This window comes from Candidatus Methylomirabilota bacterium, from assembly GCA_035764725.1.
Lineage (GTDB): Bacteria > Methylomirabilota > Methylomirabilia > Rokubacteriales > CSP1-6 > DASRWT01.
Map to the genome: position 1 here is coordinate 50262 of DASTYT010000131.1, position 23667 is coordinate 73928.

The 23667-nt window shown below is 67.8% G+C and carries 22 protein-coding genes and 3 tRNA genes; 14 read left to right on the forward strand and 11 right to left on the reverse strand.

Features of this window, described 5'->3' with window-relative positions; translation table 11 throughout:
* Nucleotides 1–62: 62 nt before the first annotated feature.
* From VFX14_22170 to VFX14_22185, 4 genes are all read right to left on the reverse strand, one after another.
* Entirely contained in the window at nucleotides 63–512 is a 450-nt protein-coding gene (locus VFX14_22170; GenBank protein HEU5192402.1) for a VOC family protein, read from the reverse strand.
* A gap of 17 nt (nucleotides 513–529) precedes the next feature.
* Nucleotides 530–988, reverse strand: a complete 459-nt coding sequence (gene tadA, locus VFX14_22175; protein ID HEU5192403.1) for a tRNA adenosine(34) deaminase TadA — start codon at nucleotides 986–988, stop codon at nucleotides 530–532.
* A gap of 105 nt (nucleotides 989–1093) precedes the next feature.
* Nucleotides 1094–1170: transfer RNA gene (locus VFX14_22180), tRNA-Arg, on the reverse strand.
* Nucleotides 1171–1173: 3 nt separating this feature from the next.
* Nucleotides 1174–1267 (reverse strand) — tRNA-Ser (locus VFX14_22185).
* 54 nt (nucleotides 1268–1321) lie between these two features.
* On the opposite strand from VFX14_22185, the gene VFX14_22190 reads away from it, so the two are divergent.
* Nucleotides 1322–3067 carry an ABC transporter ATP-binding protein/permease gene (locus VFX14_22190; GenBank protein ID HEU5192404.1) on the forward strand — a complete coding sequence of 582 codons (1746 nt, stop codon included), beginning with the start codon at nucleotides 1322–1324 and terminating at the stop codon, nucleotides 3065–3067.
* 20 nt (nucleotides 3068–3087) lie between these two features.
* Here the strand turns inward: VFX14_22190 and VFX14_22195 are convergent.
* From VFX14_22195 to dnaA, 7 genes are all read right to left on the reverse strand, one after another.
* Nucleotides 3088–3177, reverse strand: a tRNA-Ser gene (locus VFX14_22195).
* A 46-nt stretch (nucleotides 3178–3223) separates the two neighbouring features.
* On the reverse strand, nucleotides 3224–4510 hold the full coding sequence (gene serS / locus VFX14_22200; protein ID HEU5192405.1) for a serine--tRNA ligase: 1287 nt from the start codon (nucleotides 4508–4510) through the stop codon (nucleotides 3224–3226).
* Between the two features lie 12 nt (nucleotides 4511–4522).
* Nucleotides 4523–6961 carry a DNA gyrase subunit A gene (gene gyrA / locus VFX14_22205; GenBank protein ID HEU5192406.1) on the reverse strand — a complete coding sequence of 813 codons (2439 nt, stop codon included), beginning with the start codon at nucleotides 6959–6961 and terminating at the stop codon, nucleotides 4523–4525.
* 25 nt (nucleotides 6962–6986) lie between these two features.
* A complete protein-coding gene (gene gyrB / locus VFX14_22210; GenBank protein ID HEU5192407.1) occupies nucleotides 6987–9365 on the reverse strand; it encodes a DNA topoisomerase (ATP-hydrolyzing) subunit B in 2379 nt (792 codons plus the stop codon).
* Entirely contained in the window at nucleotides 9362–10471 is a 1110-nt protein-coding gene (recF, locus tag VFX14_22215; GenBank protein HEU5192408.1) for a DNA replication and repair protein RecF, read from the reverse strand. The genes gyrB and recF overlap by 4 nt, the downstream gene beginning before the upstream one ends.
* A gap of 24 nt (nucleotides 10472–10495) precedes the next feature.
* Complete coding sequence (gene dnaN / locus VFX14_22220; GenBank protein ID HEU5192409.1) at nucleotides 10496–11590, reverse strand: DNA polymerase III subunit beta; 1095 nt, start codon at nucleotides 11588–11590, stop codon at nucleotides 10496–10498.
* A gap of 163 nt (nucleotides 11591–11753) precedes the next feature.
* Nucleotides 11754–13073, reverse strand: coding sequence for a chromosomal replication initiator protein DnaA (dnaA, locus tag VFX14_22225; GenBank protein ID HEU5192410.1), 1320 nt, complete (start codon nucleotides 13071–13073; stop codon nucleotides 11754–11756).
* A 293-nt stretch (nucleotides 13074–13366) separates the two neighbouring features.
* On the opposite strand from dnaA, the gene rpmH reads away from it, so the two are divergent.
* The 13 genes from rpmH to VFX14_22290 all read left to right on the forward strand — a co-directional run.
* Nucleotides 13367–13501 (forward strand): 50S ribosomal protein L34, encoded by a 135-nt coding sequence (gene rpmH / locus VFX14_22230; GenBank protein HEU5192411.1) that lies wholly within the window; start codon nucleotides 13367–13369, stop codon nucleotides 13499–13501.
* The gene (gene rnpA, locus VFX14_22235; GenBank protein HEU5192412.1) at nucleotides 13443–13850 is read left to right on the forward strand and encodes a ribonuclease P protein component; all 408 of its coding nucleotides are present in this window, start codon (nucleotides 13443–13445) and stop codon (nucleotides 13848–13850) included. The genes rpmH and rnpA overlap by 59 nt, the downstream gene beginning before the upstream one ends.
* Nucleotides 13851–13857: 7 nt before the next feature.
* Nucleotides 13858–14109, forward strand: coding sequence for a membrane protein insertion efficiency factor YidD (gene yidD / locus VFX14_22240; GenBank protein HEU5192413.1), 252 nt, complete (start codon nucleotides 13858–13860; stop codon nucleotides 14107–14109).
* A complete protein-coding gene (gene yidC, locus VFX14_22245) occupies nucleotides 14109–15815 on the forward strand; it encodes a membrane protein insertase YidC (GenBank protein ID HEU5192414.1) in 1707 nt (568 codons plus the stop codon). The genes yidD and yidC overlap by 1 nt, the downstream gene beginning before the upstream one ends.
* Entirely contained in the window at nucleotides 15812–16471 is a 660-nt protein-coding gene (gene rsmG, locus VFX14_22250) for a 16S rRNA (guanine(527)-N(7))-methyltransferase RsmG (GenBank protein HEU5192415.1), read from the forward strand. Before yidC ends, rsmG begins: the two co-directional genes overlap by 4 nt.
* 90 nt (nucleotides 16472–16561) lie before the next feature.
* On the forward strand, nucleotides 16562–17323 hold the full coding sequence (locus VFX14_22255; GenBank protein ID HEU5192416.1) for an AAA family ATPase: 762 nt from the start codon (nucleotides 16562–16564) through the stop codon (nucleotides 17321–17323).
* Nucleotides 17316–18170: a ParB/RepB/Spo0J family partition protein gene (locus VFX14_22260; protein ID HEU5192417.1), complete on the forward strand. Its 855-nt coding sequence runs from the start codon at nucleotides 17316–17318 to the stop codon at nucleotides 18168–18170. Before VFX14_22255 ends, VFX14_22260 begins: the two co-directional genes overlap by 8 nt.
* Before the next feature lie 17 nt (nucleotides 18171–18187).
* Nucleotides 18188–19306, forward strand: coding sequence for a tRNA 2-thiouridine(34) synthase MnmA (gene mnmA, locus VFX14_22265; GenBank protein ID HEU5192418.1), 1119 nt, complete (start codon nucleotides 18188–18190; stop codon nucleotides 19304–19306).
* 85 nt (nucleotides 19307–19391) lie between these two features.
* The gene (atpF, locus tag VFX14_22270; protein ID HEU5192419.1) at nucleotides 19392–19967 is read left to right on the forward strand and encodes a F0F1 ATP synthase subunit B; all 576 of its coding nucleotides are present in this window, start codon (nucleotides 19392–19394) and stop codon (nucleotides 19965–19967) included.
* Complete coding sequence (atpH, locus tag VFX14_22275) at nucleotides 19968–20513, forward strand: ATP synthase F1 subunit delta (protein ID HEU5192420.1); 546 nt, start codon at nucleotides 19968–19970, stop codon at nucleotides 20511–20513.
* Between the two features lie 3 nt (nucleotides 20514–20516).
* Nucleotides 20517–22043 (forward strand): F0F1 ATP synthase subunit alpha, encoded by a 1527-nt coding sequence (gene atpA / locus VFX14_22280; protein ID HEU5192421.1) that lies wholly within the window; start codon nucleotides 20517–20519, stop codon nucleotides 22041–22043.
* Nucleotides 22044–22056: 13 nt separating this feature from the next.
* Nucleotides 22057–22935, forward strand: coding sequence for an ATP synthase F1 subunit gamma (atpG, locus tag VFX14_22285; protein ID HEU5192422.1), 879 nt, complete (start codon nucleotides 22057–22059; stop codon nucleotides 22933–22935).
* Nucleotides 22936–22945: 10 nt separating this feature from the next.
* Nucleotides 22946–23667: F0F1 ATP synthase subunit beta (locus VFX14_22290; GenBank protein ID HEU5192423.1), on the forward strand; the 722-nt coding region annotated here is incomplete at its 3' end.

Genomic DNA, 23667 nt, shown 5'->3' on the forward strand with positions numbered 1-23667 from the left:
GAAATCCGGGCGCAATGCGAACGTGGTGTTACGAGATGACTACGTCGCGCCGCCAACGCCGGTCAGCGCGGCTTCGTCGACGCGGCGGGGTCGAAGCTCGGCGTCCCCACCCAGCCGCTCTCCGACACGTCCACCGTGACCCCGTCGGGCGCCGTGTACTTCACCTCGACGTTCGCGTACCGATGGGCGCCGCCCACGCCAAGGGCGGTGTTGATGTCGTCGCGGAGGGGCGCGCCGGCTGCGGCCAGCTTCTCGGTGATCTCCTCGATGTTCTCGACCTGGAAGCCGAAGTGGTGGATGCCCGTCCAGTCCTTGCCGCGCTCGACGCCGGCCACCGCGTCGTTCTTGAACTTGAGGATGGCGAGGTTCAGGTCGCCGTCGGTGAGGTAGAAGCCGCGGGTGTTCGGGTTATCGATCTTGCCCACTTCTTTCATGCCGAAGACGTCGATGTAAAACCGGGCGGTAACGTCGGGATCGGACACGCTGAGCGCGATGTGCTTGATCTTCGGCATGGTGGAGTCTCCCTGGTTTAGCGACGCTTGGCCTCGAAGAACTCGCGCAGGAGGGCGGCGCTCTCGGCGCCCCGCACATCCCCGCGTACCTCCGCCTGATGATTGAGCCGCGGCTCCTCGAGGAGCCGGTAAAGCGTGCGGGCGGCGCCCGCCTTGGGATCGGGCGCGCCGTACACCACGCCCGCGACGCGCGCGAGCACGGCGGCCCCGCAGCACATGACGCACGGCTCGACGGTGGCATACAGCGTCGCGCCCCCGAGCCGGTAGTTGCCCAGCACTTGCGCCGCCGCGCGGAGCGCCAGCACCTCGGCGTGCGCCGTGGGGTCCTTGAGCCCGATCGGTTGATTGTGGCCGCGCCCGATCACACGGCCGTCGAGGACGACCACCGCGCCGACCGGGACCTCACCCGCGGCCAGGGCGGCCCGGGCCTCGTCGAGGGCATCCCCCATGAACCGCTCGTCCTGTGGCTCGACCATCTCCCGCCTTCGGACTGCCTGTTCCCCCCGGCGTGTCCCGCCGGATCCGGAGTCCCGGACCACTCGGAGCGGCAGGAGGACGGTTCCCCGCCCTCCTGCCCCGAATGGCGCGCCCTAGAGGAGTCGAACCTCTGACCTTCGGATTCGTAGTCCGACGCTCTATCCAACTGAGCTAAGGGCGCATCTGGCGGAGAGGCCGGGATTCGAACCCGGGACAGAGGTTTTGCCCCTGTAACCGCTTAGCAGGCGGCTGCCTTCGGCCGACTCGGCCACCTCTCCAAACAGTAAAGCCTACAGAGTATAAGGCATTATACCCGCGTGGAGGAGACCCCTATGAGCCGTATGCGGCTGCTGTTCCGGGATGCCTGGGCGATCACCAAACCCTACTGGTTCTCCGAGGACCGCTGGGCGGGACGCGGCCTGCTGGTCGCCGTCATCGCGCTCAACCTCGGCATCGTGGGCATCAACGTCCTGCTCAACCAGTGGAACAACACGTTCTACAACGCGTTGCAGGACAAGGACTACGCGGTCTTCACGCAGCAGCTCTTCAAGTTCACCTACCTCGCCGCTGCCTACATCGTGCTGGCGGTGTATCAGCTCTATCTGAACCAGATGCTCCAGATCCGCTGGCGCCGCTGGCTCACCGAGCGCTACCTGGGCGCCTGGCTGCGCGACAAATCGTACTACCGGATGCAGCTCCACGCCGCCGAGACCGACAACCCCGACCAGCGCATCTCCGAGGATCTGCGCCTGTTCGTCTCGACCACGCTGGGCCTCTCGCTGGGCATGCTGCGCGCGGTGGTCACGCTGGTCTCCTTCGTGGCGATTCTCTGGTCCCTCTCGGGGCCGCTCACGATCCCGTGGGTCGACGTCACCGTGCCGGGCTACATGGTCTGGGCCGCCCTGCTCTACGCGATCGTGGGCACCTGGCTCACGGACTTGATCGGCCGCCCCCTCGTGATGCTGAACTACAATCAGCAGCGCTACGAGGCGGACTTTCGCTTCTCGCTGGTGCGCTTCCGCGAGAACACGGAAGGGGTCGCCCTCTATCACGGCGAGGCCGACGAGCTGCGCGGCTTCCGTGAGCGATTCGGGAACGTGGTCCAGAACTGGTGGGCGATCATGCGCCAGCAGAAGCGCCTCACCTCGTTCACCGCGGGCTACGGCCAGGCCGCGATCATCTTCCCCTTCGTGGTGGCGGCGCCGCGCTATTTCCGGGGCGAGTTCGCGCTGGGAGGCCTCATGCAAACCGCCTCCGCCTTCGGCCAGGTGCAGGACGCGCTCTCCTACATCGTCTCGAGTTACACCGACATCGCGGAGTGGCGCGCCGTGGTGGCCCGGCTCGGCGGCTTCGGGCGCGCCCTCGAGGACGTGCGGGCAGAGGCCTCCGTCCAGGGGATCCGTCGTGACGAGGCGACCGGCCGCGGGCTCGTGGTCGATCGCGTGAGCCTCGGCCTGCCGGACGGCCGCGCGCTCGTGGACGACATCTCGTTCAGCCTGCGCAAGGGCGACACCGCCCTGATCAGCGGCCCCTCCGGCTCGGGCAAGAGCACGCTGTTCCGCGCGATCGCCGGCATCTGGCCCTTCGGCCACGGCCGCGTCACGATGCCGGCGGGCGACCGGGTCCTCTTCCTGCCGCAGAAGCCCTATCTGCCGCTGGGCACGATCCGGGAGGTCGTGAGCTATCCGGCGCCGCCCGACGGCGCCTCGGACGCGACCCTGCGTGAGGCCCTCGAGGCCGTGGGGCTGCCCGAGTTGACCGGGCGGCTGGACGAGTCCGCCAACTGGGCGCTGCGCCTGTCGCCGGGCGAGCAGCAGCGTATCGCCTTCGCCCGCGCCCTCGTGCAGAAGCCCGACTGGCTCTTCCTCGACGAGGCCACGTCGGCCGTCGACGAGCAGAACGAGGCGCGCCTCTACGCCCTCCTGCGCGAGCGGCTCCCCGCCGCCACCCTGTTCAGCGTGGGCCACCGGAGCACGCTCCGGCCGTTCCACGCGCGGCGACTGGTCGTGACGCCCGCGGCCGCCGACAACGGCGGCGCCGGGCCAGGGCGCATCGCGGAGGTCGCGCAGCCGGCCTGAGGCGAGGCGGCGGGGAAAAATGGCGGAGGGGGAGGGATTCGAACCCCCGATCCCTTGCGGGATTCCGGTTTTCAAGACCGGCGCCTTCAACCGGACTCGGCCACCCCTCCGACGCGGCGGGCGCGCGGCGTCAGTCTATCGTAAGAGGCCGCCCGCCTAGGTCGTGATCCGCTCGACCCCGCCCATGTAGGGCCGCAGGACGGCGGGAATGGTCACGGAGCCGTCCGCCTCCTGGTAGTTCTCCAGCACCGCGACCAGCGTCCGACCCACCGCCAGCCCCGAGCCGTTGAGGGTATGGCACAGCTCGGGCTTGCCGCCCCCCGCGGGCCGGAACTTGAGATCGAGGCGGCGGGCCTGGAAGGCCTCGCAGTTCGAGCACGAGGAGATCTCGCGGTACTTCCCCTGCCCCGGGAGCCACACCTCGATGTCGTAGCCCTTCGCGGCGGTGAAGCCCATGTCGCCGGCGCAGTGAAGGACCACGCGATAGGGGATCTCGAGGCGCTTCAGCACCTCTTCCGCCTCGACGACCATCGACTCCAGCTCGTCATAGGACTGGGCCGGCGTCGTCACCTTGACCAGCTCGACCTTGTCGAACTGATGCTGGCGGATCATGCCCTTCATGTCCTTGCCGTAGGTGCCGGCCTCGCGGCGGTAGCAGGGCGTGAAGGCGGTGTAGCGGCGCGGCAGCGTCGCCTCCGCGAGCGTCTCGTCCGCGTGCAGCGCGGTGAGCGGCACCTCGGCGGTGGGAATCAGGTAGAGCAGCCGGTTCTCGTCGGCCTCGTGCGTCTTGAAGAGCCCGTCCTCGAACTTCGGGAGCTGCCCAGTGCGCAGCATTGTGCTGCCGCTCACGAGCTGGGGCACCCAGACCTCCGTGTAGCCGTGCTCGCGGGTGTGGAGATCCAGCATGAACTGGGCGAGCGCCCGTGACAGGCGGGCCGCCGCCCCCCACATCACGGTGAAGCGCGACTTGGCCATCTTGACCGCGCGGGCGAAGTCCAGCACGCCAAGGGCCTCGCCCAGCACGTCGTGGGACTTGGGCTCGAAGGCGAACTGGCGCGGCTGCCCCCAGCGGCGGATCTCGACGTTCTCGTCCTCGGTGGTGCCGGGGGGCACGGAGGGGTGCGGCAGGTTCGGGAGCTGCAACAGCAGCGTCTCGACCTCCGCGTCGGCCTGCTTGACGGCGGCGTCGAGCTCCTTGATGCGCTCGCCGACCTCGCGCATCCGCGCCATGACCGCCTCGGGATTCTCCCCGCGACGCTTGGCCTGGCCGATGGCCTCGGAGGCACGGTTGCGCTCGGCCTTGAGCGTCTCGACCTCGGCGATGAGGCGGCGGCGCTCGGCGTCCTTCCCGACGGTCTCGCGCACGAGTTCGGCCCCGCCGCGATCGCGCAGCCCGCGCTCCACCGCCTCGGGATCTTCGCGGAGGAGCCGGATGTCCAGCATGCGCGCGCCGCGCTAGACGGTGGCGGCGGGCGTCTGCTCGGCCTCGACGCGCGCCAGGCTTCCCACCTTGTCGTCGTCGTCGAGGTCCACGATGCGCACACCCATGGTGTTGCGGCCCTGGAGCTTCACGTCGCTGGCGTGGAAGCGGATCATCTTGCCCTTGGTCGTGACGAGGAGGACGTCGTCCTCCTCGCGCACCTGGAGCATCCCCACCACCGGGCCGTTGCGCCCTTCCGTCTTGATGTCGATGATGCCCTTGCCGGCACGGCCCTGCAGCCGATACTCTTCGAGGGGCGTGCGCTTGCCGTACCCGCGCTCGGTGACGGTGAGGATGCTCGCGCCCTCCTGGATCACATCGGCGCAGATGACCGCGTCGCCCTCGTCCACGTCGATGCCGCGGACGCCGGAGGCGCCGCGCCCCATGGGCCGCACCTCCTCCTCGCTGAAGCGGATGATCATGCCGGTGCGGGTGGCGAGCAGGACTTCACGCTGACCGTCGGTGCGGCGCGCCCCCATGACCTCGTCGCCCTCCTCGAGCGTGATGGCCTGAATGCCGCCCGCGCGAGGATGCGAGAAGGCCGCCACCTCGGTCTTCTTCACCTTGCCCTGCCGCGTGGCGAAGAAGATGTAGCCGCCGGTCTCGAAGTCCCGCACGGGCACGCAGGTGGCGACGGCCTCGCCCTCAGACAGCGCGAGCACGTTGGCCATCGCCTTGCCCTTGGCCGCGCGCCCACCCTCGGGGATCTCGTGCACCTTGAGCCAGTGAACCTTGCCCTTGTTGGTGAAGAACAGGAGGTGGGAGTGCGTGGAGGCGACGAAGAGATCGTCCACGATGTCCTCTTCCTTCGTCTCCATCCCGGTGACGCCCTTGCCGCCGCGCCGCTGACTCCGGTACGACTCCACGTGGGTCCGCTTGATGTAGCCGGAGCGGGTGATCGTCACGACCATGTCCTCGTCGGCAAGGAGGTCCTCGATGGTGAGGTCGGTGGTCTCGGCGAGGATCTCCGTGCGCCGCGCGTCGCCGAACTCCTCCTTCAGCGCGAGCAGCTCGTCGCGGATGATGCCCATCAGCCGCTGCTCGGAGGCGAGGATGCCCTTGAGGTCCGCGATGAGCGCCAGAGTCTGCTCATGCTCCTCCACGATCTTGTGCCGCTCGAGCTGAGTCAGGCGCTGCAGGCGCATGTCCAGGATGGCGCGCGCCTGGATCTCGGAGAGCTGGAGGCGCCGCATCAACCCCTCGCGGGCGGCGTCGGGATTCTCGGCGCCGCGGATGATCGCGATCACGAGGTCGAGCGCGTCGACCGCCTTGCGCAGCCCCTCGAGGATGTGGGCGCGCTCCTCCGCGCGGGCGAGATCGTACTTCGTCCGACGGGTGACGATCTCGCGGCGGAAGGCGACGAACTCCTGGAGCATCTGGCGAAGGTTGACGACCTGCGGGCGCCGCGCCACCAGCGCGAGCATGATGATGCCGAAGGTCGTCTGCATCTGCGTGTGCTTGTAGAGCTGGTTGATGACGATCTGCGGGATCTCCCCGCGCCCCAGCTCGAGCACGATGCGAATGCCCTCGCGATTCGACTCGTCGCGCCGCTCGGAAATGCCCTCGATCTTCTTCTCGCGCATCAGCTCGCCGATGCGCTCGATGAGCGTCGCCTTGTTCACCTGGTACGGCAGCTCGCTGATGATGATGGCCTCGCGGCCGCCCCGGAGCTTCTCCACGTGCGCCTTCGCGCGCAGCGTGATGATGCCCCGTCCCGTCGTGTAGGCCTCGGTGATCCCGTTCCGCCCGTAGATGTAGCCGGCGGTGGGGAAGTCGGGTCCGGGGATCACCTTCATCAGCTGCTCGATGGTGACCTCGTGGTTGTCGATCAGCATCACCAGCCCATCCACCACCTCGCCCAGGTTGTGGGGCGGAATGTTGGTGGCCATGCCCACCGCGATGCCGGAGGAGCCGTTGACGAGGAGGTTCGGGAGCCGCGTGGGCAGGACGACCGGCTCCTGCTCGTTCTCGTCGTAGTTCGGGACGAAGTCGACGGTGTCCTTCTCGATGTCGGCGATCATCTCGTGCGCGATCTTGGCCATGCGCGACTCGGTGTAGCGCATCGCCGCCGCCGGATCGCCGTCGATCGAGCCGAAGTTCCCCTGCCCGTCCACGAGGGGATAGCGGAGCGAGAACTCCTGCACCATCCGCACGAGCGCCTCGTAGATGGGGGCATCGCCGTGCGGGTGGAACTTGCCCATGCAGTCCCCGACGATGCGGGCCGACTTCTTGTACGCGCGGTTCCACGAGACGCCGATCAGGTTCATCGTGTGGAGCACGCGTCGGTGCACCGGCTTCAAGCCGTCGCGGATGTCGGGCAACGCGCGTCCGACGATGACGGACATCGCGTAGTCGAGATACGACTTCCGCATCTCCTCTTCGATGGGAACCGGGGTCTGCCGTTCGGGGGACATGGGACTCCTTGGAGCCGGGTACCGCCTAGACGTCCAGGTTCACGACGTCCAGCGCGTTCTTCTCGATGAAATCGCGGCGGGGCTCGACGGCATCGCCCATGAGGACGGTGAAGATCTCGTCGGCGCCGACGGCATCTTCCATGGTGACCTTGAGGAGCGTGCGCGTCTCCGGGTTCATCGTGGTCTCCCAGAGTTGCTCCGGATTCATCTCGCCGAGGCCCTTGTAGCGCTGGAGGGTGGCCCCGTCCTTGGCCTGCTCCATGACGATCTCGAGCAGCCGCTCCAGGGTCGGCGCCTCCGTCTCCTTGCCGCCGCCGTCGCTGACGGTGGTCGGCCCCTTGTGGAGCGCGGCGATCTCGCCATGCGCCTCGAGGAGCTGGGCGTAGTCGGGGGACTTCAGGAGATCGGGGCTGAACACCGCAGACTGGGGACCCGTCACGTGCAGCATGGCGGCGTCGCCGTTGTCGCCGCCGACCAAGCGCGCCTCCCAGCCCGGCAGCTCCGCGATGACCTCGCGCACCGCCGTCTCGATCTCGGCGTCGCCGACCCCGCGCTTGGTCGCCTTGAACTTGCGGCGGAGCAGCCCGTCGATGATGGGACCGGGAATGCCGCGGCGCCCGAACTTGCCGAAGAGCGAGCGGAACTCGAGCCCGCGCTTGAGCGCGTCGAGGAGGGCCTGCTCCTTGAGGGGCTGCGCCTTGCCCGGGACCTTCACGCTCGCCTTCTCGACCCAGTTGCCGAGGAGGAACTCCTCCATCTCGCGCTCGCTCATGAGATAGCGCTCCGCCTTGCCCTTCTTGACCTTGAAGAGCGGCGGCTGGGCGATGAAGAGGTTGCCCGCCTCGATCACCTGCACCATGTGGCGGAAGAAGAACGTGAGGAGGAGGGTGCGGATGTGCGCGCCGTCCACGTCGGCGTCCGTCATGAGGATGACCTTGTGGTAGCGCAGCTTGGTGACGTCGAACTCCTCCGGCCCGATCCCGGTGCCCAGCGCGGAGATCAGCAGCCGGATTTCATTGTGGGACAGCACCTTGTCGTAGCGGGCCTTCTCTGCGTTGATGATCTTGCCGCGCAGCGGGAGCACCGCCTGGATCTTGCGGTCGCGGCCCTGCTTGGCGGAGCCACCCGCGGAGTCGCCCTCCACGAGGAAGAGTTCGCGGAACTGCGGGTCGCGCTCCGAGCAATCGGCGAGCTTGGCGGCGAGGCCCTCGTCGTCGCGGCCCCCCTTGCGGGTGAGATCGCGCGCCTTGCGGGCGGCTTCGCGGGCCTGGGCCGCGCGCACCGACTTGTCGGCGATCTTGCGCGCGGTGGTCGGGTCCTCCTCGAAGGCCTCGCTGAGCCGGTCGTTGACGATCTGCTGGACGAGGCCCTTTACCTCGGAGTTGCCGAGCTTGCCCTTCGTCTGGCCCTCGAATTGCGGATCGGGGATCCGCACGGACACGACCGCGGTGAGGCCCTCGCGCACGTCGTCGCCGGAGACGTCGCCCTTGAAGCTCTTGAGGAAGCCGTTGGCCTTGGCGTAGTTCGCGATGGTGCTGGTCAGCGCGGCGCGGAAGCCGGTGAGGTGGGTGCCGCCCTCGCGCGTGTTGATGTTGTTGGCGAAGGAGAACACGCTCTCCTGGTAGCCGTCGTTGTACTGGATCGCGACCTCGACCTCGATGCCATCGCGCTTCCCCTCGAAGAAGAGCACCTTGGGGTGGACGGGCGTCTTGTTCTGGTTGAGGTGCTTGATGAACTCGATGATGCCGCCCTTGTAGAGGAAGGTGTGGCTGCGCTCGTCGCGCTCGTCCTCGATGACGATCTTCAGACCCTTGTTGAGGAAAGCGAGCTCGCGGAGCCGATTCGAGAGGGTGTCGAAGGAGAACGTCGTCTCCTCGAAGATCTTCGCGTCCGGCTTGAACTTCACGATGGTGCCGTGCTTGGTCGTCTTCTCGCCCGCGGTGAGCTCGCCGGTGGGCACGCCGTACTCGTAGCGCTGCGTCCACACCTTGCCCTCGCGCCGGATCTCGAGCTCGAGCCATTCGCTGAGCGCGTTGACCACGGACACGCCCACCCCGTGGAGGCCGCCCGAGACCTTGTAGGCGGAGTGCTCGAACTTGCCGCCGGCGTGGAGCACGGTGAGCACGACCTCGGCCGCCGACTTGCCGCTCTCCTTGTGGATGTCCACCGGGATGCCGCGCCCGTTGTCACCCACCGAGCAGGAGCCGTCGGAGTGGAGGATCACCTTGATGCTGTCGCAGTAGCCGGCGAGCGCCTCGTCGACGGAGTTGTCGACGACCTCGTAGACGAGGTGGTGGAGCCCGTAGGCGCCGGTATCGCCGATGTACATCGCGGGGCGCTTCCGGACGGCCTCGAGGCCCTCGAGGACCTTGATGTCGCTGGCTGTGTAGGTCTCGGAGCTCATGCCACTCCCTGGACGGGGACGGGCTGGACGGCGACGAGCCTCGCGGCCGGGTTCTCGACCCGGCCATCGCGCACCTGCCACCAGGCGGCCTGTCGGGTCGGCAGCGTCGGCTCGGCGGTGGTCAGGAACACCTGCCCCCCGCCCTCGACGTGGCGCAGCACGTTGACCTGCACCGCCGGATCCAACTCGGACAGAGCGTCGTCGAGCAGGAGCACCGGGCTCGACCCGACGGCCCGCGCCACCGGCCCCGCCTCGGCGAGGCGCAGCGAGAGAGCGAGGAGACGCTGCTGGCCGCGGGAGGCATAGAGCCGCATGTCGCGGCCGTCCAGGTCGACGGTGAGGTCGTCACGATGGGGGCCGACCATGGTCTGGCCCCGCCGCAGGTCGTCGACCCGGCGCTTCCGCAACGCGTCCACGAATCCTCCCTCGTCCACGCCCTCGGGCAGTGACCCGCGATAGCCGAGGGCGAGATCACCCTCTCCAGCCATTCCAGGATAGAGCCCGCGCACCTCGGTCGCCAACTCTTCCAGCGCCTGGCGACGCCGTCCGAGCAGCTCGATCCCCACGCGCGCGAGCTGCGCGTCCCACGGCTCGAGCGCCTCGTCGATCACCATGGGCGGCTGCCCCGACTGGAGCAGATGATTGCGGCGCTCGAGCACGCGCCGATAGCGCCCCACCGTCGCCGCGTGCGCGGGGTAGAGCTTCCCCGCGAACCCGTCGAGGAAGGCCCGACGCGCGTGCGGCCCTCCGGTGAGGATGGCGAGATCTTGCCACCCAAAAGGGATGGCGCGCGCCCACGGGCAACCCTCGCCCAGCACCGCCCAGGCCCCGTCCTCGCGGGGTCCGATGGTGCGGCGAATCGTGCGCGCGGCGTCAACGCGCTTGATCTCGCCATTCACGCTCGCCCGCGGCGCGTCCCAGCGGGCGAGCTCGAGGGCCTTGGCGCCGCGGAAGGAGCGCCCGACAAGGAGCAATCCGAGGGCTTCGAGGAGGTTGGTTTTGCCCTGGCCGTTAGGGCCGGTGACGACGTTCAGCGTCGACGACGGCGAATAGGACAGCGCAGCGTAACTACGAAAATCAGACAGCGCTATCCATTCGATTTGCACCCGGGATTCGCTCCTCCGTGCGTCCTAAATCCGCATGGGCATTATAACACACAGCGACCCCTCCTCCTCGAAGCTCCGCACCACTCCGGGGCTCATTCCGTCCTTCAGTTCGAGGACGATTTGCTCGCTCGTCTGCGCGGTCAGGGCGTCGAGGAGATAGCGCGAGTTGAACCCGATCGTGATCTCCTCGCCCGTCGCCTCGACCTCCAGGCTTTCCTCCGCCTCGCCGTAGTCCGGGTGATACGCGCTCAGCTTGAGCGAGCCCGGCGAGAGGGTGAGCTTGACCGGCTTGGTCCGCTCTTCCGACAGGACGGACACCCGCCGTAGCGCCGCGCTGAGCGCCGCCCGCGAGATCGTGATCTTCCGGGGGTGCGCCTTGGGCACCACCTGCTCGTAGTTCGGGAACGTCCCCTCGATGAGCCGGGCCATCAGGAGGGTATTGGGCATCTGCAGGACGAACTGGTTGTCGCTCACCGAGACCTGGACCTCTTCCCCCGACCCCACAATGCGGGCGATCTCCTGCACCGCCTTACGCGGCACGATCCCGGACACGTTCGCTCCCCCGTTGACGAGGGGCCGGCTGGCCACCGCGAGCCGGTGGCCATCGGTCGCCACCAGGCGCAGCTCCTTGCCGAGGACCGTAAACAGCACGCCGTTCAAGGCGTAGCGGCTCTCGTCGTGCGAGATGGCGAAGCTCGTCTGGGCCAGCATGTCGCGCAGCACCTTGCCGTCGAGGCTGATCCACGAGGCGGCCTCCCCCGCCCCGACCGCGGGAAACTCATCGGGCACGAGCCCGACCAGCTTGTACGACGCGCCGCCGCACTTGAGCGCGACCCAGGCATTGTCCTGGACGCGAATGGCCAGGGGCGCCGCCGGCAACTCCTTGACGATCTCGGTCAGCTTGCGCGCCGAGATCGTGATGGAGCCCTGCTTGGTGACCTTCGCGGGGACGGACACCCGCACCCCCACTTCCAGATCGGTCGCCGTCAGCCGCACCGACTCCGCCGAGGCCTCGACGAGAACATTGGCGAGGATCGGCAATGTCTGCCGCGGCTCGACGATGTTGTGTACGAGCTGGAGGCCCCGGATGAAGGCATCGCGGTCCACATGGACTTCCATGAGGGTTCTCCCTTGTCAGGAAAGAAAGAAAGACACTACCGTCGTCGGCGTAGACGTAAGTGGTGTGGACGATGGGGAACACGCGTCGCGCCCGCGGTGGCGCGGACTTCCGCGAGCGCGCGGCTGTGGATGCCGGCGTGGATAGTGAGGGAAGTCCTGTGGGTCACAGGGTGATGTTCTGGGTAATCGAGTCGATGGTCTTCTTGAATTTGGGATCTTCCTGCAGCATTTGCTGGATCTTCTCGACCCCGTGGAGGACCGTGGTGTGGTCCTTCCCGCCGAAGGCGCGACCCACCTCGCTGAGTGACGCGTGGGTGAGTTGGCGCGCGAGATACATGGCGATCTGGCGGGGGAAGGCGATGGCCTTGGTGCGGTTCTGGGCCCGGAGGTCCGAGAGCTTGATCCCGAAGAACTCGGCGACCTTTCGCTGGATGTGGTCGATGGTGATGATCCGCTCGTCCTCGCCCCAGAGATCCGAGAGGACTTCCTGGGCCAGGTCGACCGTCATGTCGCGGCCGCTGAGCGCGCAGAAGGCGACCATGCGCGTGAGCGAGCCCTCGATCTCGCGGATGTTGGCCTTGATGCGACTGGCGATCAGGTAGGCGACGTCGTCGGGGAGGCGGACGCGCTCGATCTCGGCCTTCTTCTTGAGAATGGCCACGCGCGTCTCGAAGTCCGGGGGCTGGATGTCAGCGATCAGGCCCCACTCGAAGCGGGAGCGCAGCCGCTCCTCGAGGTCGGGGATCTCTTTGGGCGCGGCGTCAGAGGACATCACGATCTGCTTCCGCGCCTCGTAGAGGTCGTTGAACGTGTGGAAGAACTCCTCCTGGGTCCGCTCCTTGCCAGAGATGAACTGGATGTCGTCGATGAGGAGGAGGTCGATGTTGCGGTACTTCGCGCGGAACTCCGCGGTCCGGTCGTACCGGATGGCGTTGATCAGCTCGTTGGTGAAGCGCTCCGATGAGAGATACAGCACGAGCAGGTGCGGATAGGCCTTGGCGATCTGGTGGCCGACGGCGTGGAGCAGATGCGTCTTGCCGAGCCCCACACCCCCGTAAATGAAGAGCGGGTTGTAGGCCTTGGACGGCAGATCGGCGACGGCCTGACAGGCCGCCTGCGCGAACTGATTCGAATTGCCGACGACGAAGGATTCGAAGGTGTAGCGCGCGGAGAGCCCGGTCGCATGCGAGGTCGCGGCCTCGATGGGCGGCGGCGGGTCCGTCCCGTCCGCCGCGGGCGCGTTCCTGTCCACGTCGAAACTCACGCGCGGGTTGCCGCCGATTACCTCGCGCGCCACCGCCTGGAAGGCGTCGGCGTGATGCTGGGCGAGCCAGTCGCGCGCGAACTTGCTCGGGGCGGCGATGCGCAGGTGATCCCCCTGCACGCTGTCGAGGCGGCATGGGCGCACCCAGTTGTCGAGCGTGGTGGCCGGAATGCGGCGCTCGAGGCCGGTCAGAAGCCTGGTCCAGAGAGTATCAAGCATGGCAGACGGTCAGCCTCTATGAGCAGTTGGAGGAGTTACGCACAGAGTTATCCACAGGCGTGGATAACTCTGGTGATTTGCGGGTTCAAGGGGTTGCTACCGGCCATCCGACCAACCAGTCACAACGTCCAATCGGCACCTTTCTACCTCGAGCCGAGCCGGACCCACGCGGAGGGAAACGAGAATGCGAACCTACCACACGGTGAAATCGGGTCGCAAGGGGGTCGCGCGCCTTGACTTGTTTTGGTGCGGTCAGTACCCTACGAGGGTTGTACGACTGAAAGGAAACGAGCATGAAGCGGACGTTTCAGCCGAACGTACGGCGCCGGAAGAAGACGCACGGCTTCCGCGAGCGTATGAAGACCAAGGGTGGACGCAAAGTCCTCAAGCGGCGGCGCGCCAAGGGGCGGAAGCGGCTCACGGTCTAGGCCGCTGGCGCTGCCACGCGCCGAGCGGCTTCGAAGCGCCGGCGACTTCCAGGCGGTGTTCGGGCGCGGCCGGCGTCTGGAGCGGCCCGCATTCGTCGTGCTGTGGAGCCCGACTCCGGGGAAGCAACAGGCAGGGTTCACGGTCAGCCGGCAGATCCGGGGCGCGGTCAAACGCAATCGAGCGCGGCGGCGACTGCGCGAGGCGTACCGGCATCGGACGATCCAGAATCTCCCTGATATTTCAACAATTTTGATAGCCAGACCCCCGGTGCTGACGGCGGCGTTCGCCGGCCTCGTGCTGGCCGTCGACGACGTGCTACGCCAGCTGGGCCGGACCGTGGGCCGCTGAGGTCGACATGACGCCGATGGCCTGGCTGGCCGAGCGTGCGGTGCGGGGCTATCAGCTCGTGCTCCGTCCCGTACTGCCGCACGTCTGCCGATTCGCGCCGAGCTGCTCGGAGTATGCGCGGCTCGCTCTCACGGAGCATGGGCTCGCACTCGGGCTGTGGCTGACGGTGAAGCGAATCGGCCGGTGCCACCCGTTCCACCCCGGCGGCTACGACCCACCCCCGCCCCGGCTGCTCAACACCAACGGACAAGGACGGTAATGGAGAAGCGAGTCATCGTGGCCGCCATGCTCATGGCGGGCCTCTTGATGCTGTATCAGACTTTCTTTCTCACGCCGCCGGCGCAGCAGCACCCCGAGCCGGCGAAGACCGAAGCGCCTGGCAAGCCCGGCCCCGGTGCGGCGCCGCCGGCGCCCGGTGCGGCTTCCTCGACACCCGGCGCTGCCGCCGCGGCGCCCGCACCCGTCGGCGCACCCGCGATCCCCGAGCGCGCGACGGAGATCCGCGCGCCGCTCTATCACGCCACCGTGAGCAGCCGCGGCGGTCAGCTCCGAGAGTGGGACCTGAACTATAGGGGACAAAAGCCTCTGGTGATCCCGGGTCTGCTCGAGCCCTCCGGGCTCGTCGTCGAGCGCGCCGGCTCCCCTGCCCAGGTCGTGCACTTTCAGCTCTCCACGGATCGTCTAGACGTCGGCAAGGACCAGCCGCATGCCGACCTGATACTGACCGGCGACGACGGCTTCGGACTCCGCATCAGCGAGACGCGCCGCTTCCGCCCCGACAACTACACCGTCGAGAAGAAGATCCGCGTCGAGAACCGCCACTCGGTGGCGCAGACCGCCCAGCTCGTGATGGGCTGGCGCGCGCCCGTCGAATGGCCGAAGGATCGTGCGGAGGAATTCCACGGGCAGCATCCCGTGCGCGTCGTTGGCCTGCTGGCCGATGGCCTGCGGCGTGAGCCGCTGTCGAAGGAATCGCAGCACACCGCGGACGGCAGCTGGATCGCGCTCGAGAGCGAGTGGTACGTCTCGGCCCTCATCCCCAAAGGGCCTGGATGGAAGCTCGCCGAGGCGCCGGTCAACGGTTCCGCGTCGGTGGCCGTGCGCACGACGCTTCCCACGCTACAGCCGGGACAGTCGTGGGAGGGCACGGTGCTCTTCTACGTCGGGCCCAAGGAGTACGAGCGGCTCAAGGCGCTGGGAGTCGGGCTAGAAAAATCCATATATTTCGGCGGGTTCCCGGTCCCTCAGCACTACGGGGGCCTCCCCATGGAGTGGGTGGCCGTTCCCGTGCTCTGGATGCTGCATCTCTTCTTCGACTGGACCGGGAACTACGGGGTCGCCATCATCCTGCTCACGGTGATCATGAAGGCGGTCTTCTTCCCGCTCACCGTGAAGAGCATGCGGTCAATGAAGGCCATGCAGGCCATTCAGCCGCAGGTCAATCAGCTTCGCGCCAAGTACAAGAACGACTCCGCCAAGCTCCAGCAGGAGACAATGGCGCTCTACCGGCAGCATGGAGTGAATCCTCTCGGCGGCTGCTTGCCGATGATCGTGCAGATCCCGGTCTTCTACGCGCTCTACGTCGCGCTGTCGGTTGCGGTGGAGATCCAGAACGCGCCGTTCATCTGCTTCGGGCGCGCGCCGAGCTGGCTTCCCCTGCTCGGCGGGAAGGATCTGTGGATCTGCAATCTAGCGGACTTCGATCCGACTTACGTACTGCCTCTCCTCATGGGCGTGTCGATGTTCATTCAGCAGAAGATGACGCCGGTGATGGGCGATCCTCGCCAGGCCAAGGTCATGCTGCTGATGCCGATCGTCTTCACGTTCATGTTCCTCAACCTGCCCTCCGGCCTGGTGCTTTACTGGACCTTGTCGAACGTCCTGCAGATCGCCCAGCAGCACTACATGAACCGGGGCACCGCGAAGGCGGCAAAGGCCCCGGCGCGGGCCGCGAAGAAGGCGTGACCCGGAAGGGGTCCGCCGGGGACCCGCTCGACGAGCTGCTCGCGGCGATTCCCCTCCTCGCCGGTCGTCCCGCGAGCGCTGAGGACCGGCAGCGGTTCACGCGGTACCTCGAGCTGCTCGTCGAGTGGAACCGGGTGCACGACCTCACGGGGCTCAAGGACCCGCACGGGATCGTGCACGGGTTGTTCGTCGACTCGCTCTTGTTCCTGCCTCAGCTCCCTGCCCGCCCGCTTCGTTTGGTGGACATCGGCTCAGGGGCCGGAATTCCCGGCCTCCCACTTCACCTGATCGACTCCCGAATCGAGGCGACGCTGGTGGAGGCGCGGCAAAAGCGCGTCTCGTTCCTCCGGACGGTCCGCCGTGAGCTAGGACTGGAGACTGTCCGGCTCGTGGATGCCCGCGCCGAGGATGCGATCCGGGAGGATCCCGAGCTCGGCGGCCGCTACGACGTCGCCGTCGCTCGAGCCGTCACGCCGACGGGACCCTTCCTCGCGATGTGCCGCCGTTGGCTCAGGCCGGGCGGCCGCATCGTAATTTCTGGTCCCCCAGCCTCAGAAGGTCTACCGCAGGCGCCAGCCGGGATGGCCTGGGTCCGGGTCCCCTACCCTAAACTTCGAATGACACGGGCGTTTCTGGTTACCGTTCACGAAGCTTGATCCGGGGTCCGGTGTGAGGTAGTGTTCCACGTGGAACGAAGCCGCCAGGGGGCCTCGTGCGGGACGTTTCACGTGGAACATGAGGACGCAGTGGCCAGGGTAATCGCAGTCGTCAATCAGAAGGGCGGCGTGGGAAAGACCACCACGGCCGTGAACCTCTCAGCCGGACTGGCGCTGGCGGAGCGACGTACGGTCCTGATCGACCTCGACCCCCAGGGCAACGCGACGACGGGGCTTGGTCTGAACAAGGCCGAGCCCAGGCATACCGTGTACAACGTCCTCCTGGACGGTCTCCCTCTGAGGGAGGCGATCGCACCGACCGGGCTCCCATTCCTCGGCATCGTGCCGTCGGAGATGGATCTCGTCGGCGCGGAGATCGAGCTGGTGGGCACGTCGGACCGCGAGCACCGGCTCAAGACCGCCGTGGACACCGCTCGCGACGAGTTCGAGTTTATCGTCATCGACTGTCCGCCGTCGCTCGGGCTCCTGACCCTGAACGCCCTCACGGCCGCGGACTCGGTGCTGATCCCGCTCCAGTGCGAGTACTACGCCATGGAGGGGCTGGCCCAGCTCATCCGCACGATCAACATGGTGCGTGAGCGTCTCAACCCGCGGCTCGCGGTCGAGGGGATTCTCTTCACGATGTTCGACGGTCGTACGAGCCTCGCGGCCCAGGTGAAGAACGAGGTGCATCAGCATCTCGGGGGGCAGACCTTCGCGACCGTGATCCCTCGCAACGTCCGTCTCACGGAGGCGCCCAGCCACGGCCGTCCCGTCTTTCTCTACGACCTCCGGTCCTCCGGATCCATTGCCTATCTCGAGCTCACCAAGGAGGTGCTCGTCCATGGCTAATCGACACGGGCTTGGTCGCGGTCTCGGTGCCTTGCTCCCGCCCAGCCTGGGGGAGTCGACCCCAAGCGATGTGGCCGGCGTCCAGGAGATTGCGACCGACGCGATTAGCCCGAATCCACAGCAGCCAAGAAAAGACTTTGATATCAACGCCTTAAATGAGCTAGCTGGGTCCCTCCAGAAGTCGGGTCTGATCCAGCCGATCGTGGTCCGGAAGGCAGGGCCCGGGTATCAGCTCATCGTCGGGGAGCGCCGCTGGCGCGCGGCCAAGATCGCCGGACTCACGCACATTCCCGCGGTCGTCCGGGAAGTCTCCGACGCAGAGAGCCTCGAGCTCGCGCTGGTCGAGAACCTGCTCCGCGAGGACCTGAACCCGATCGAGGAGGCCGAGGCCTATCAGCGCCTGCTCGCCGAGTTCGGCTGGACGCAGGAGGAGCTGGCCGAGCGCGTGAGCAAGGATCGCAGCACGATCTCGAACTGTCTCCGGCTCCTGAAGCTGCCCGAGCCGATTCGCTCCGACCTCCGCAGCGGTCGGCTCACGATGGGGCACGCGCGCGCGCTGCTCTCGCTGGACTCCGTGACCGAGCAGCTCCGCCTGCGCGAGCAGATCCTCGCCCACTCCTGGTCGGTGCGCGCGACCGAAGAGGGCGTGCAGAAGAAGCGCGTCATCCAGCCGCGCCGCGCCGCCCGCCGATCACCCGAGCTCACCGCGCTCGAGGACGCGTTTCGCGAGGCGCTGGCCACGCGAGTGCGGCTCGTGGGCAATGAGCGCCACGGCCGCATCGAGATCGCCTACGCGTCGCCCGAGGACCTCGACCGCATCGCCGAGATCCTGACGGCGCGGCGCTGACGCGGGCGAGGGGAACGCTGGAGCAAGCGCTGAAAGAGCGTGTGATCGTCGGCATGAGCGGGGGTGTGGACTCCTCCGTCGCCGCCGCGCTGCTCGTCGAGCAGGGCTTCGACGTCGTGGGGGTCACGCTGCGCGTCTGGCCCTGGCGCGAGCCGGAGGAGGCGAGTCGGCGCTTCGGCTCGTGCTGCTCCACGGAGTCGGTGGACGGCGCGCGGGCGGTGGCCCGGCAGCTCGGCATCCCGTACTACCTCCTCAACAGCGAGCGCGAGTTCGACGCGGCGGTGATCGCGCCATTCATCGACGAGTACGCCGCCGGTCGCACGCCGGTGCCGTGCGTGGCCTGTAACCGCCAGGTGAAGTTCGGCTCGCTGCTCGCGCGCGCCCGCGCGTGGGACGCGACGGGGGTGGCCACCGGCCACTACGCCCGGATCACGTGCGATCCCGTCTCGGGCCGCCGGCTCCTCTGGCGTGGGCGCGACGCGCGCAAGGATCAGTCGGACTTTCTCTGGCCGCTCACCCAGTCGCAGCTCGAGGCCGCGCGCTTTCCCGTGGGCGATCTGGTGAAGGAAGACGTGCGGGCCAAGGCGCGGGCGCTCGGCCTCGCCACCGCGGACACCCCGGAGAGTCAAGAGATTTGCTTCATCCCGGATCACGACTACCGCGGCTTCCTCCGCCGCCGGCGTCCCGAGGCGTTTCGCGCCGGGCCCATCGTGGACGGGCAGGGGCGCGAGCTGGGCCAGCATGCCGGGCTCGCGGACTTCACGGTGGGGCAGCGACGCGGCCTGGGCCTCGCCACCGGGCGCACCCTCTATGTGACGGCCCTGGATCCCGAGCGCAATGCCGTGGTGGTCGGCGCCGTCGACGAGCTCGAGGCCGACCGGCTCTGGGCCGAGCAGGTGAATCTCATCTCGGTGGCAAGCCTCGGGGCCCCCCTGGCCGTCCAGGCCAAGATCCGCCACAGCCAGGCGCCCGTGGCGGCCGTCCTCCATCCACCAGAGCTCGGCCCCGACGGCACCCTTGGCGCCGAGGTCCGGTTCGCATCTCCTCAGCGGGCAATCACGCCCGGGCAGTCGGTTGTCTTCTATCAGGGCGACTTGGTCGTGGGGGGCGGCGTGATCAGCCGGCGCGACCGGTGAGGGCCTTGACAGTTTTCTCGCGCCCGTGATATTTGTCTAACGTTTGTCCCTAATTTCACAACTTCGAACCGCCGGAGTTACCACCATGTACCGCACGCTCGGGCTCGTTCTCCTCGCCGTCCTGCTGCTCGCCTCGCCCGTGCTGGCCGCGGAGGAGGGGGGCCACCAAGGCGGGCTGATCAACCTGGACAAGTCGCTGCTGATCCAGGCGGTCAACTTCGTCGTCCTGCTCTTCATCCTGTGGAAGCTCCTCTACAAGCCTCTCGTCGCGAAGATGAACGAGCGCACCGAGGCCATCAAGAAGTCGCTCGAGGAAGCCCAGGCGGCCCGCGCCGAGGCCGAGCGCCAGCGCCAGCAGCATGCGGCCCAGATCCAGGCGTCGCTCGCCGAGGCGCAGCAGATCCGCGCTACCGCGCTGAAGGAGGCGGCCGACGAGCAGCGCCGGCTGGTCGAAGCGGCGCGGGCGGAGGCGGCCAAGCTCGTCGAGAGCGCCAAGGCCGAGATGGATCAGGACATCCGGCGCGCGCGGCAACAGCTCCGGCAGGAAGTCGGTGACCTCGCGGTGCAGATCGCCGAGCGCCTCATCAAGAAGAGCCTGCGGGACGAGGACCATCACCGGATCATCCAGGAAGCGCTCACTCGCGTCGACCGGGTCAACTAGATGAAGTCCCGGCACGGGACGGCCCAGCGCTATGCGAAAGCGCTCTTCTCGATCGCGCACGAGGCCGGCAATGCCGAGGCCGTGGGGCGCGAGCTCGAGCAGTTCGCCGCCGCGCTCGACGGAAGCCCGCAGCTCGCCGCCATGCTCCAGCGGCCATGGATCAAGCCGGAGGACCGGGCGGCCGTGGCGACCGAGGTCGCCAAGCGCGCGGGCGGCTCCGAATACGTGCAGAAGGCGGCGGGCCTCGTGGCCTCCCGCGGCCGCATGGATCATCTTCCCGAGCTGATCGCGGCGTATCGCGCCAAGGTCGACGAGATGGTCGGCCGCGTGCGCGCCGAGGTACGCACCGCGGTCGCCTTCACCGCCGACGAGAAGACGCAGCTCGCCGCCCGGCTCGGCCGGGCGCTGGACAAGCAGGTCCTCGTCGAAGAATCCGTGGACCCTTCGCTCCTGGGCGGGTTCGTCGCCCAGGTGGGCAGCCTCATCCTGGACGGCAGTCTCGACGGGCAGCTCTCGCGCATGCGGGAACGCCTGGCAAGGGGATAGGAAATGATCAAGGCGGAAGAGATCAGCGAGATCATCAAGCGTCAGCTCCAGGGCTTCGAGGCCGAGATCGACCTCAAGGAAGCCGGGCGCGTGATCGAGGTCGGCGACGGGATCGCCCGCATCTACGGCCTCGAGAAGGCCCTCGCCGGCGAGCTCCTCGAGTTCCCGGGCGGCGTGTTCGGCCTCGTGCTGAACCTCGAGGCGGACAACGTCGGCGCGGTGCTTCTCGGCGACGACACCAAGATCAAGGAAGGCGATCCGGTCACGCGCACCAAGCGCATCGCTCAGGTGCCGGTCGGCGAGGCGCTGATCGGGCGCGTCGTCAATGCGCTCGGCCAGCCGGTGGACGGCAAGGGTCCCATCGACACCAAGGAGTTCCGCACGATCGAGCGCTACGCGCCCGGTGTGGTGGACCGGCGCTCGGTGAAGGAGCCGCTCCAGACCGGGCTCAAGGCCATCGACGCCATGATCCCGATCGGGCGCGGGCAGCGCGAACTGATCATCGGCGACCGCGGCACGGGCAAGACGGCCATCGGGGTCGACACGATCCTGAACCAGAAGGGGCAGGGCGTGTACTGCTTCTACGTCGCGATCGGCCAGAAGAAGTCCACGGTGGCCCAGGTCGTGAAGATCCTGGAAGACAATGGCGCCATGGCCTACACCACCGTGGTCATCGCCTCGGCCTCCGAGTCCGCGCCGCTGCAGTATCTCGCGCCGTACGCGGGCTGCGCGATGGGCGAGTACTTCCGCGACACCAAGCGCCACGCCCTCTGCATCTACGACGACCTCTCGAAGCACGCCACCGCCTATCGCCAGCTCTCGCTGCTCCTCCGCCGCCCGCCGGGGCGCGAGGCGTACCCGGGCGACGTGTTCTATCTCCACTCGCGGCTCCTCGAGCGCGCGGCCAAGCTGAACGACGAGCTCGGCGGCGGCTCGCTCACCGCGCTGCCCATCATCGAGACCCAGCTCGGTGACGTGTCCGCGTACATCCCGACCAACGTGATCTCGATCACCGACGGCCAGATCTATCTGGAGTCGGACCTCTTCTTCTCCGGCATCCGCCCCGCCGTCAACGTCGGCCTCTCCGTCTCCCGCGTGGGCGGCTCGGCCCAGATCAAGGCCATGCGTCAGATCGCCGGCACCCTGCGGCTCAATCTCGCGCAATACCGCGAGCTCGCCGCGTTCGCGCAGTTCGGCTCCGACCTCGACAAGGCCACCCTGAACCAACTTGCGAGGGGACAACGTATGGTCGAGCTCCTCAAGCAGAACCAGTACGTGCCGCTCACCGTCGAGAAGCAGATCGCCAGCATCTTCGCGGGCACCCAGGGCCTGCTCGACGACGTGCCGGTGGACCAGATCCGCCCGTTCGAGGAGTTCTTCCTGCCCTGGATGGAGCGGCGCAACGCGCCCATCCTCGCCGAGATCGCCAATAAGAAGGAGCTCACGGACGATCTCCGCACCGCGCTCACCAAGGCGGTGAACGACGCGAAGGCGGAGTTCATGGCCGCGCGCGGCATCAAGGCGGCCTAGCGGAGCGCCTCCGATGGCCACCCTCCGGGACATCAAGCGGCGGATTCGCTCGGTCGAGTCCACCCAGAAGATCACCAAGGCGATGAAGCTCGTCGCCGCGGCCAAGCTGCGGCGCGCGCAGGAGCGCGTCATCGGCGCGCGGCCCTACGCGCAGAAGATGGGCGAGCTGCTCGGGAGCCTCGTGAGCCGGGTGGGGGACGACGGGCATCCGCTGCTCGTCCGCCGTACCGGCGCCCGGAAGCGGCTGGTCGTGATCACCGCCGACAAGGGCCTCTGCGGCGCGTTCAACTCGAACGTCATCCGCGCGGCGACGCACTTCCTGCGCGACGGCGACAACGTCGACGTGACCCTGGTGGTGGTGGGCAAGAAGTCGCGCGATTTCTTTCGCCGCCGGCAGTGGCCGGTGAAGTCGGAGATGCTCGGCTTCTTCGACCGCCTCGCTTACTCGCACGCGCAGGAGCTGGCGAACGGGCTCATGGCCGACTATCTCGCGGGCGAGACCGACGAGGTCCACCTCATCTACAACGAGTTCCGTTCGGTGGCCGTGCAGCGCGTGACCCGCCAGCAGCTCCTGCCCATCGAGGCGGAGGCGGTCGCAGGCGGAGGAGATGCGGCGGGCGGCGAGTACATCTTCGAGCCCGGCCCCGACGCCATCCTCGCCTCGCTGCTCCCCCGCCATGTGACGACGCAGGTGTACCGCGCGCTCATGGAGTCGGTGGCGGGCGAGTTCGGCGCGCGGATGACCGCGATGGAAGCCGCCACCAAGAACGCGAAGGAAATGATCGGCGTCCTGACCATCCAGTACAACAAGGCGCGTCAGGAGCGCATCACGAAGGAGCTGCTCGACATCGTCGGAGGCGCCGAAGCCCTGCGCCAAGCGACCGAGGCGTAAGGAGAGTCCCATGAACACGGGCAAGATCGTGCAGGTGATCGGGCCGGTAGTCGACGTGGAGTTCGAGCCGGGCAAGCTGCCGGCGATCTACAATGCCCTCGAGGTCGAGGGGGCGGGGAGCACCGACGTCTTCGCCTACTCGGCGAAGCTGGTGCTGGAAGTCGCCCAGCATCTCGGCGAAAGCCAGGTGCGCGCGGTCGCGATGGCGGCCACCGACGGCCTCATGCGCGGTATGCGCGTGCAGGACACCGGGCAGCCCATCTCGATCCCGGTGGGCAAGGAGACGCTCGGCCGCATCATCAACATCACCGGCGAAGCCGTGGACAAGGCCGGCCCCATCAAGGTGACCAAGACGTATCCGATCCACCGGCCCGCGCCCTCCTTCGAGCAGCAGTCGACCAAGGTCGAGATGTTCGAGACCGGCATCAAGGTCGTCGACCTCCTCGAGCCCTACACTCGCGGCGGCAAGACCGGCCTCTTCGGCGGCGCCGGCGTGGGCAAGACCGTGCTCATCCAGGAGCTGATCAACAACATCGCCAAGCAGCACGGCGGCATCTCGGTGTTCGCGGGCGTGGGCGAGCGGACGCGCGAAGGCAACGACCTCTATCACGAGATGAAGGAGTCGGGCGTCATCGACAAGACCGCGCTCATCTTCGGCCAGATGACGGAGCCGCCGGGGTCGCGCCTGCGGGTGGGGCTCACCGGGGTCACCTCCGCCGAGTACTTCCGCGA

Coding starts and splice junctions, on each gene's coding strand:
- VFX14_22170 (HEU5192402.1), bottom strand. CDS start 512: ATGCCGAAGATCAAGCACATCGCGCTCAGCGTGTCCGATCCCGACGTT.
- tadA (HEU5192403.1), bottom strand. CDS start 988: ATGGTCGAGCCACAGGACGAGCGGTTCATGGGGGATGCCCTCGACGAG.
- VFX14_22190 (HEU5192404.1), top strand. CDS start 1,322: ATGAGCCGTATGCGGCTGCTGTTCCGGGATGCCTGGGCGATCACCAAA.
- serS (HEU5192405.1), bottom strand. CDS start 4,510: ATGCTGGACATCCGGCTCCTCCGCGAAGATCCCGAGGCGGTGGAGCGC.
- gyrA (HEU5192406.1), bottom strand. CDS start 6,961: ATGTCCCCCGAACGGCAGACCCCGGTTCCCATCGAAGAGGAGATGCGG.
- gyrB (HEU5192407.1), bottom strand. CDS start 9,365: ATGAGCTCCGAGACCTACACAGCCAGCGACATCAAGGTCCTCGAGGGC.
- dnaN (HEU5192409.1), bottom strand. CDS start 11,590: ATGGAAGTCCATGTGGACCGCGATGCCTTCATCCGGGGCCTCCAGCTC.
- dnaA (HEU5192410.1), bottom strand. CDS start 13,073: ATGCTTGATACTCTCTGGACCAGGCTTCTGACCGGCCTCGAGCGCCGC.
- rpmH (HEU5192411.1), top strand. CDS start 13,367: ATGAAGCGGACGTTTCAGCCGAACGTACGGCGCCGGAAGAAGACGCAC.
- yidD (HEU5192413.1), top strand. CDS start 13,858: ATGACGCCGATGGCCTGGCTGGCCGAGCGTGCGGTGCGGGGCTATCAG.
- yidC (HEU5192414.1), top strand. CDS start 14,109: ATGGAGAAGCGAGTCATCGTGGCCGCCATGCTCATGGCGGGCCTCTTG.
- VFX14_22260 (HEU5192417.1), top strand. CDS start 17,316: ATGGCTAATCGACACGGGCTTGGTCGCGGTCTCGGTGCCTTGCTCCCG.
- atpF (HEU5192419.1), top strand. CDS start 19,392: ATGTACCGCACGCTCGGGCTCGTTCTCCTCGCCGTCCTGCTGCTCGCC.
- atpH (HEU5192420.1), top strand. CDS start 19,968: ATGAAGTCCCGGCACGGGACGGCCCAGCGCTATGCGAAAGCGCTCTTC.
- atpA (HEU5192421.1), top strand. CDS start 20,517: ATGATCAAGGCGGAAGAGATCAGCGAGATCATCAAGCGTCAGCTCCAG.
- atpG (HEU5192422.1), top strand. CDS start 22,057: ATGGCCACCCTCCGGGACATCAAGCGGCGGATTCGCTCGGTCGAGTCC.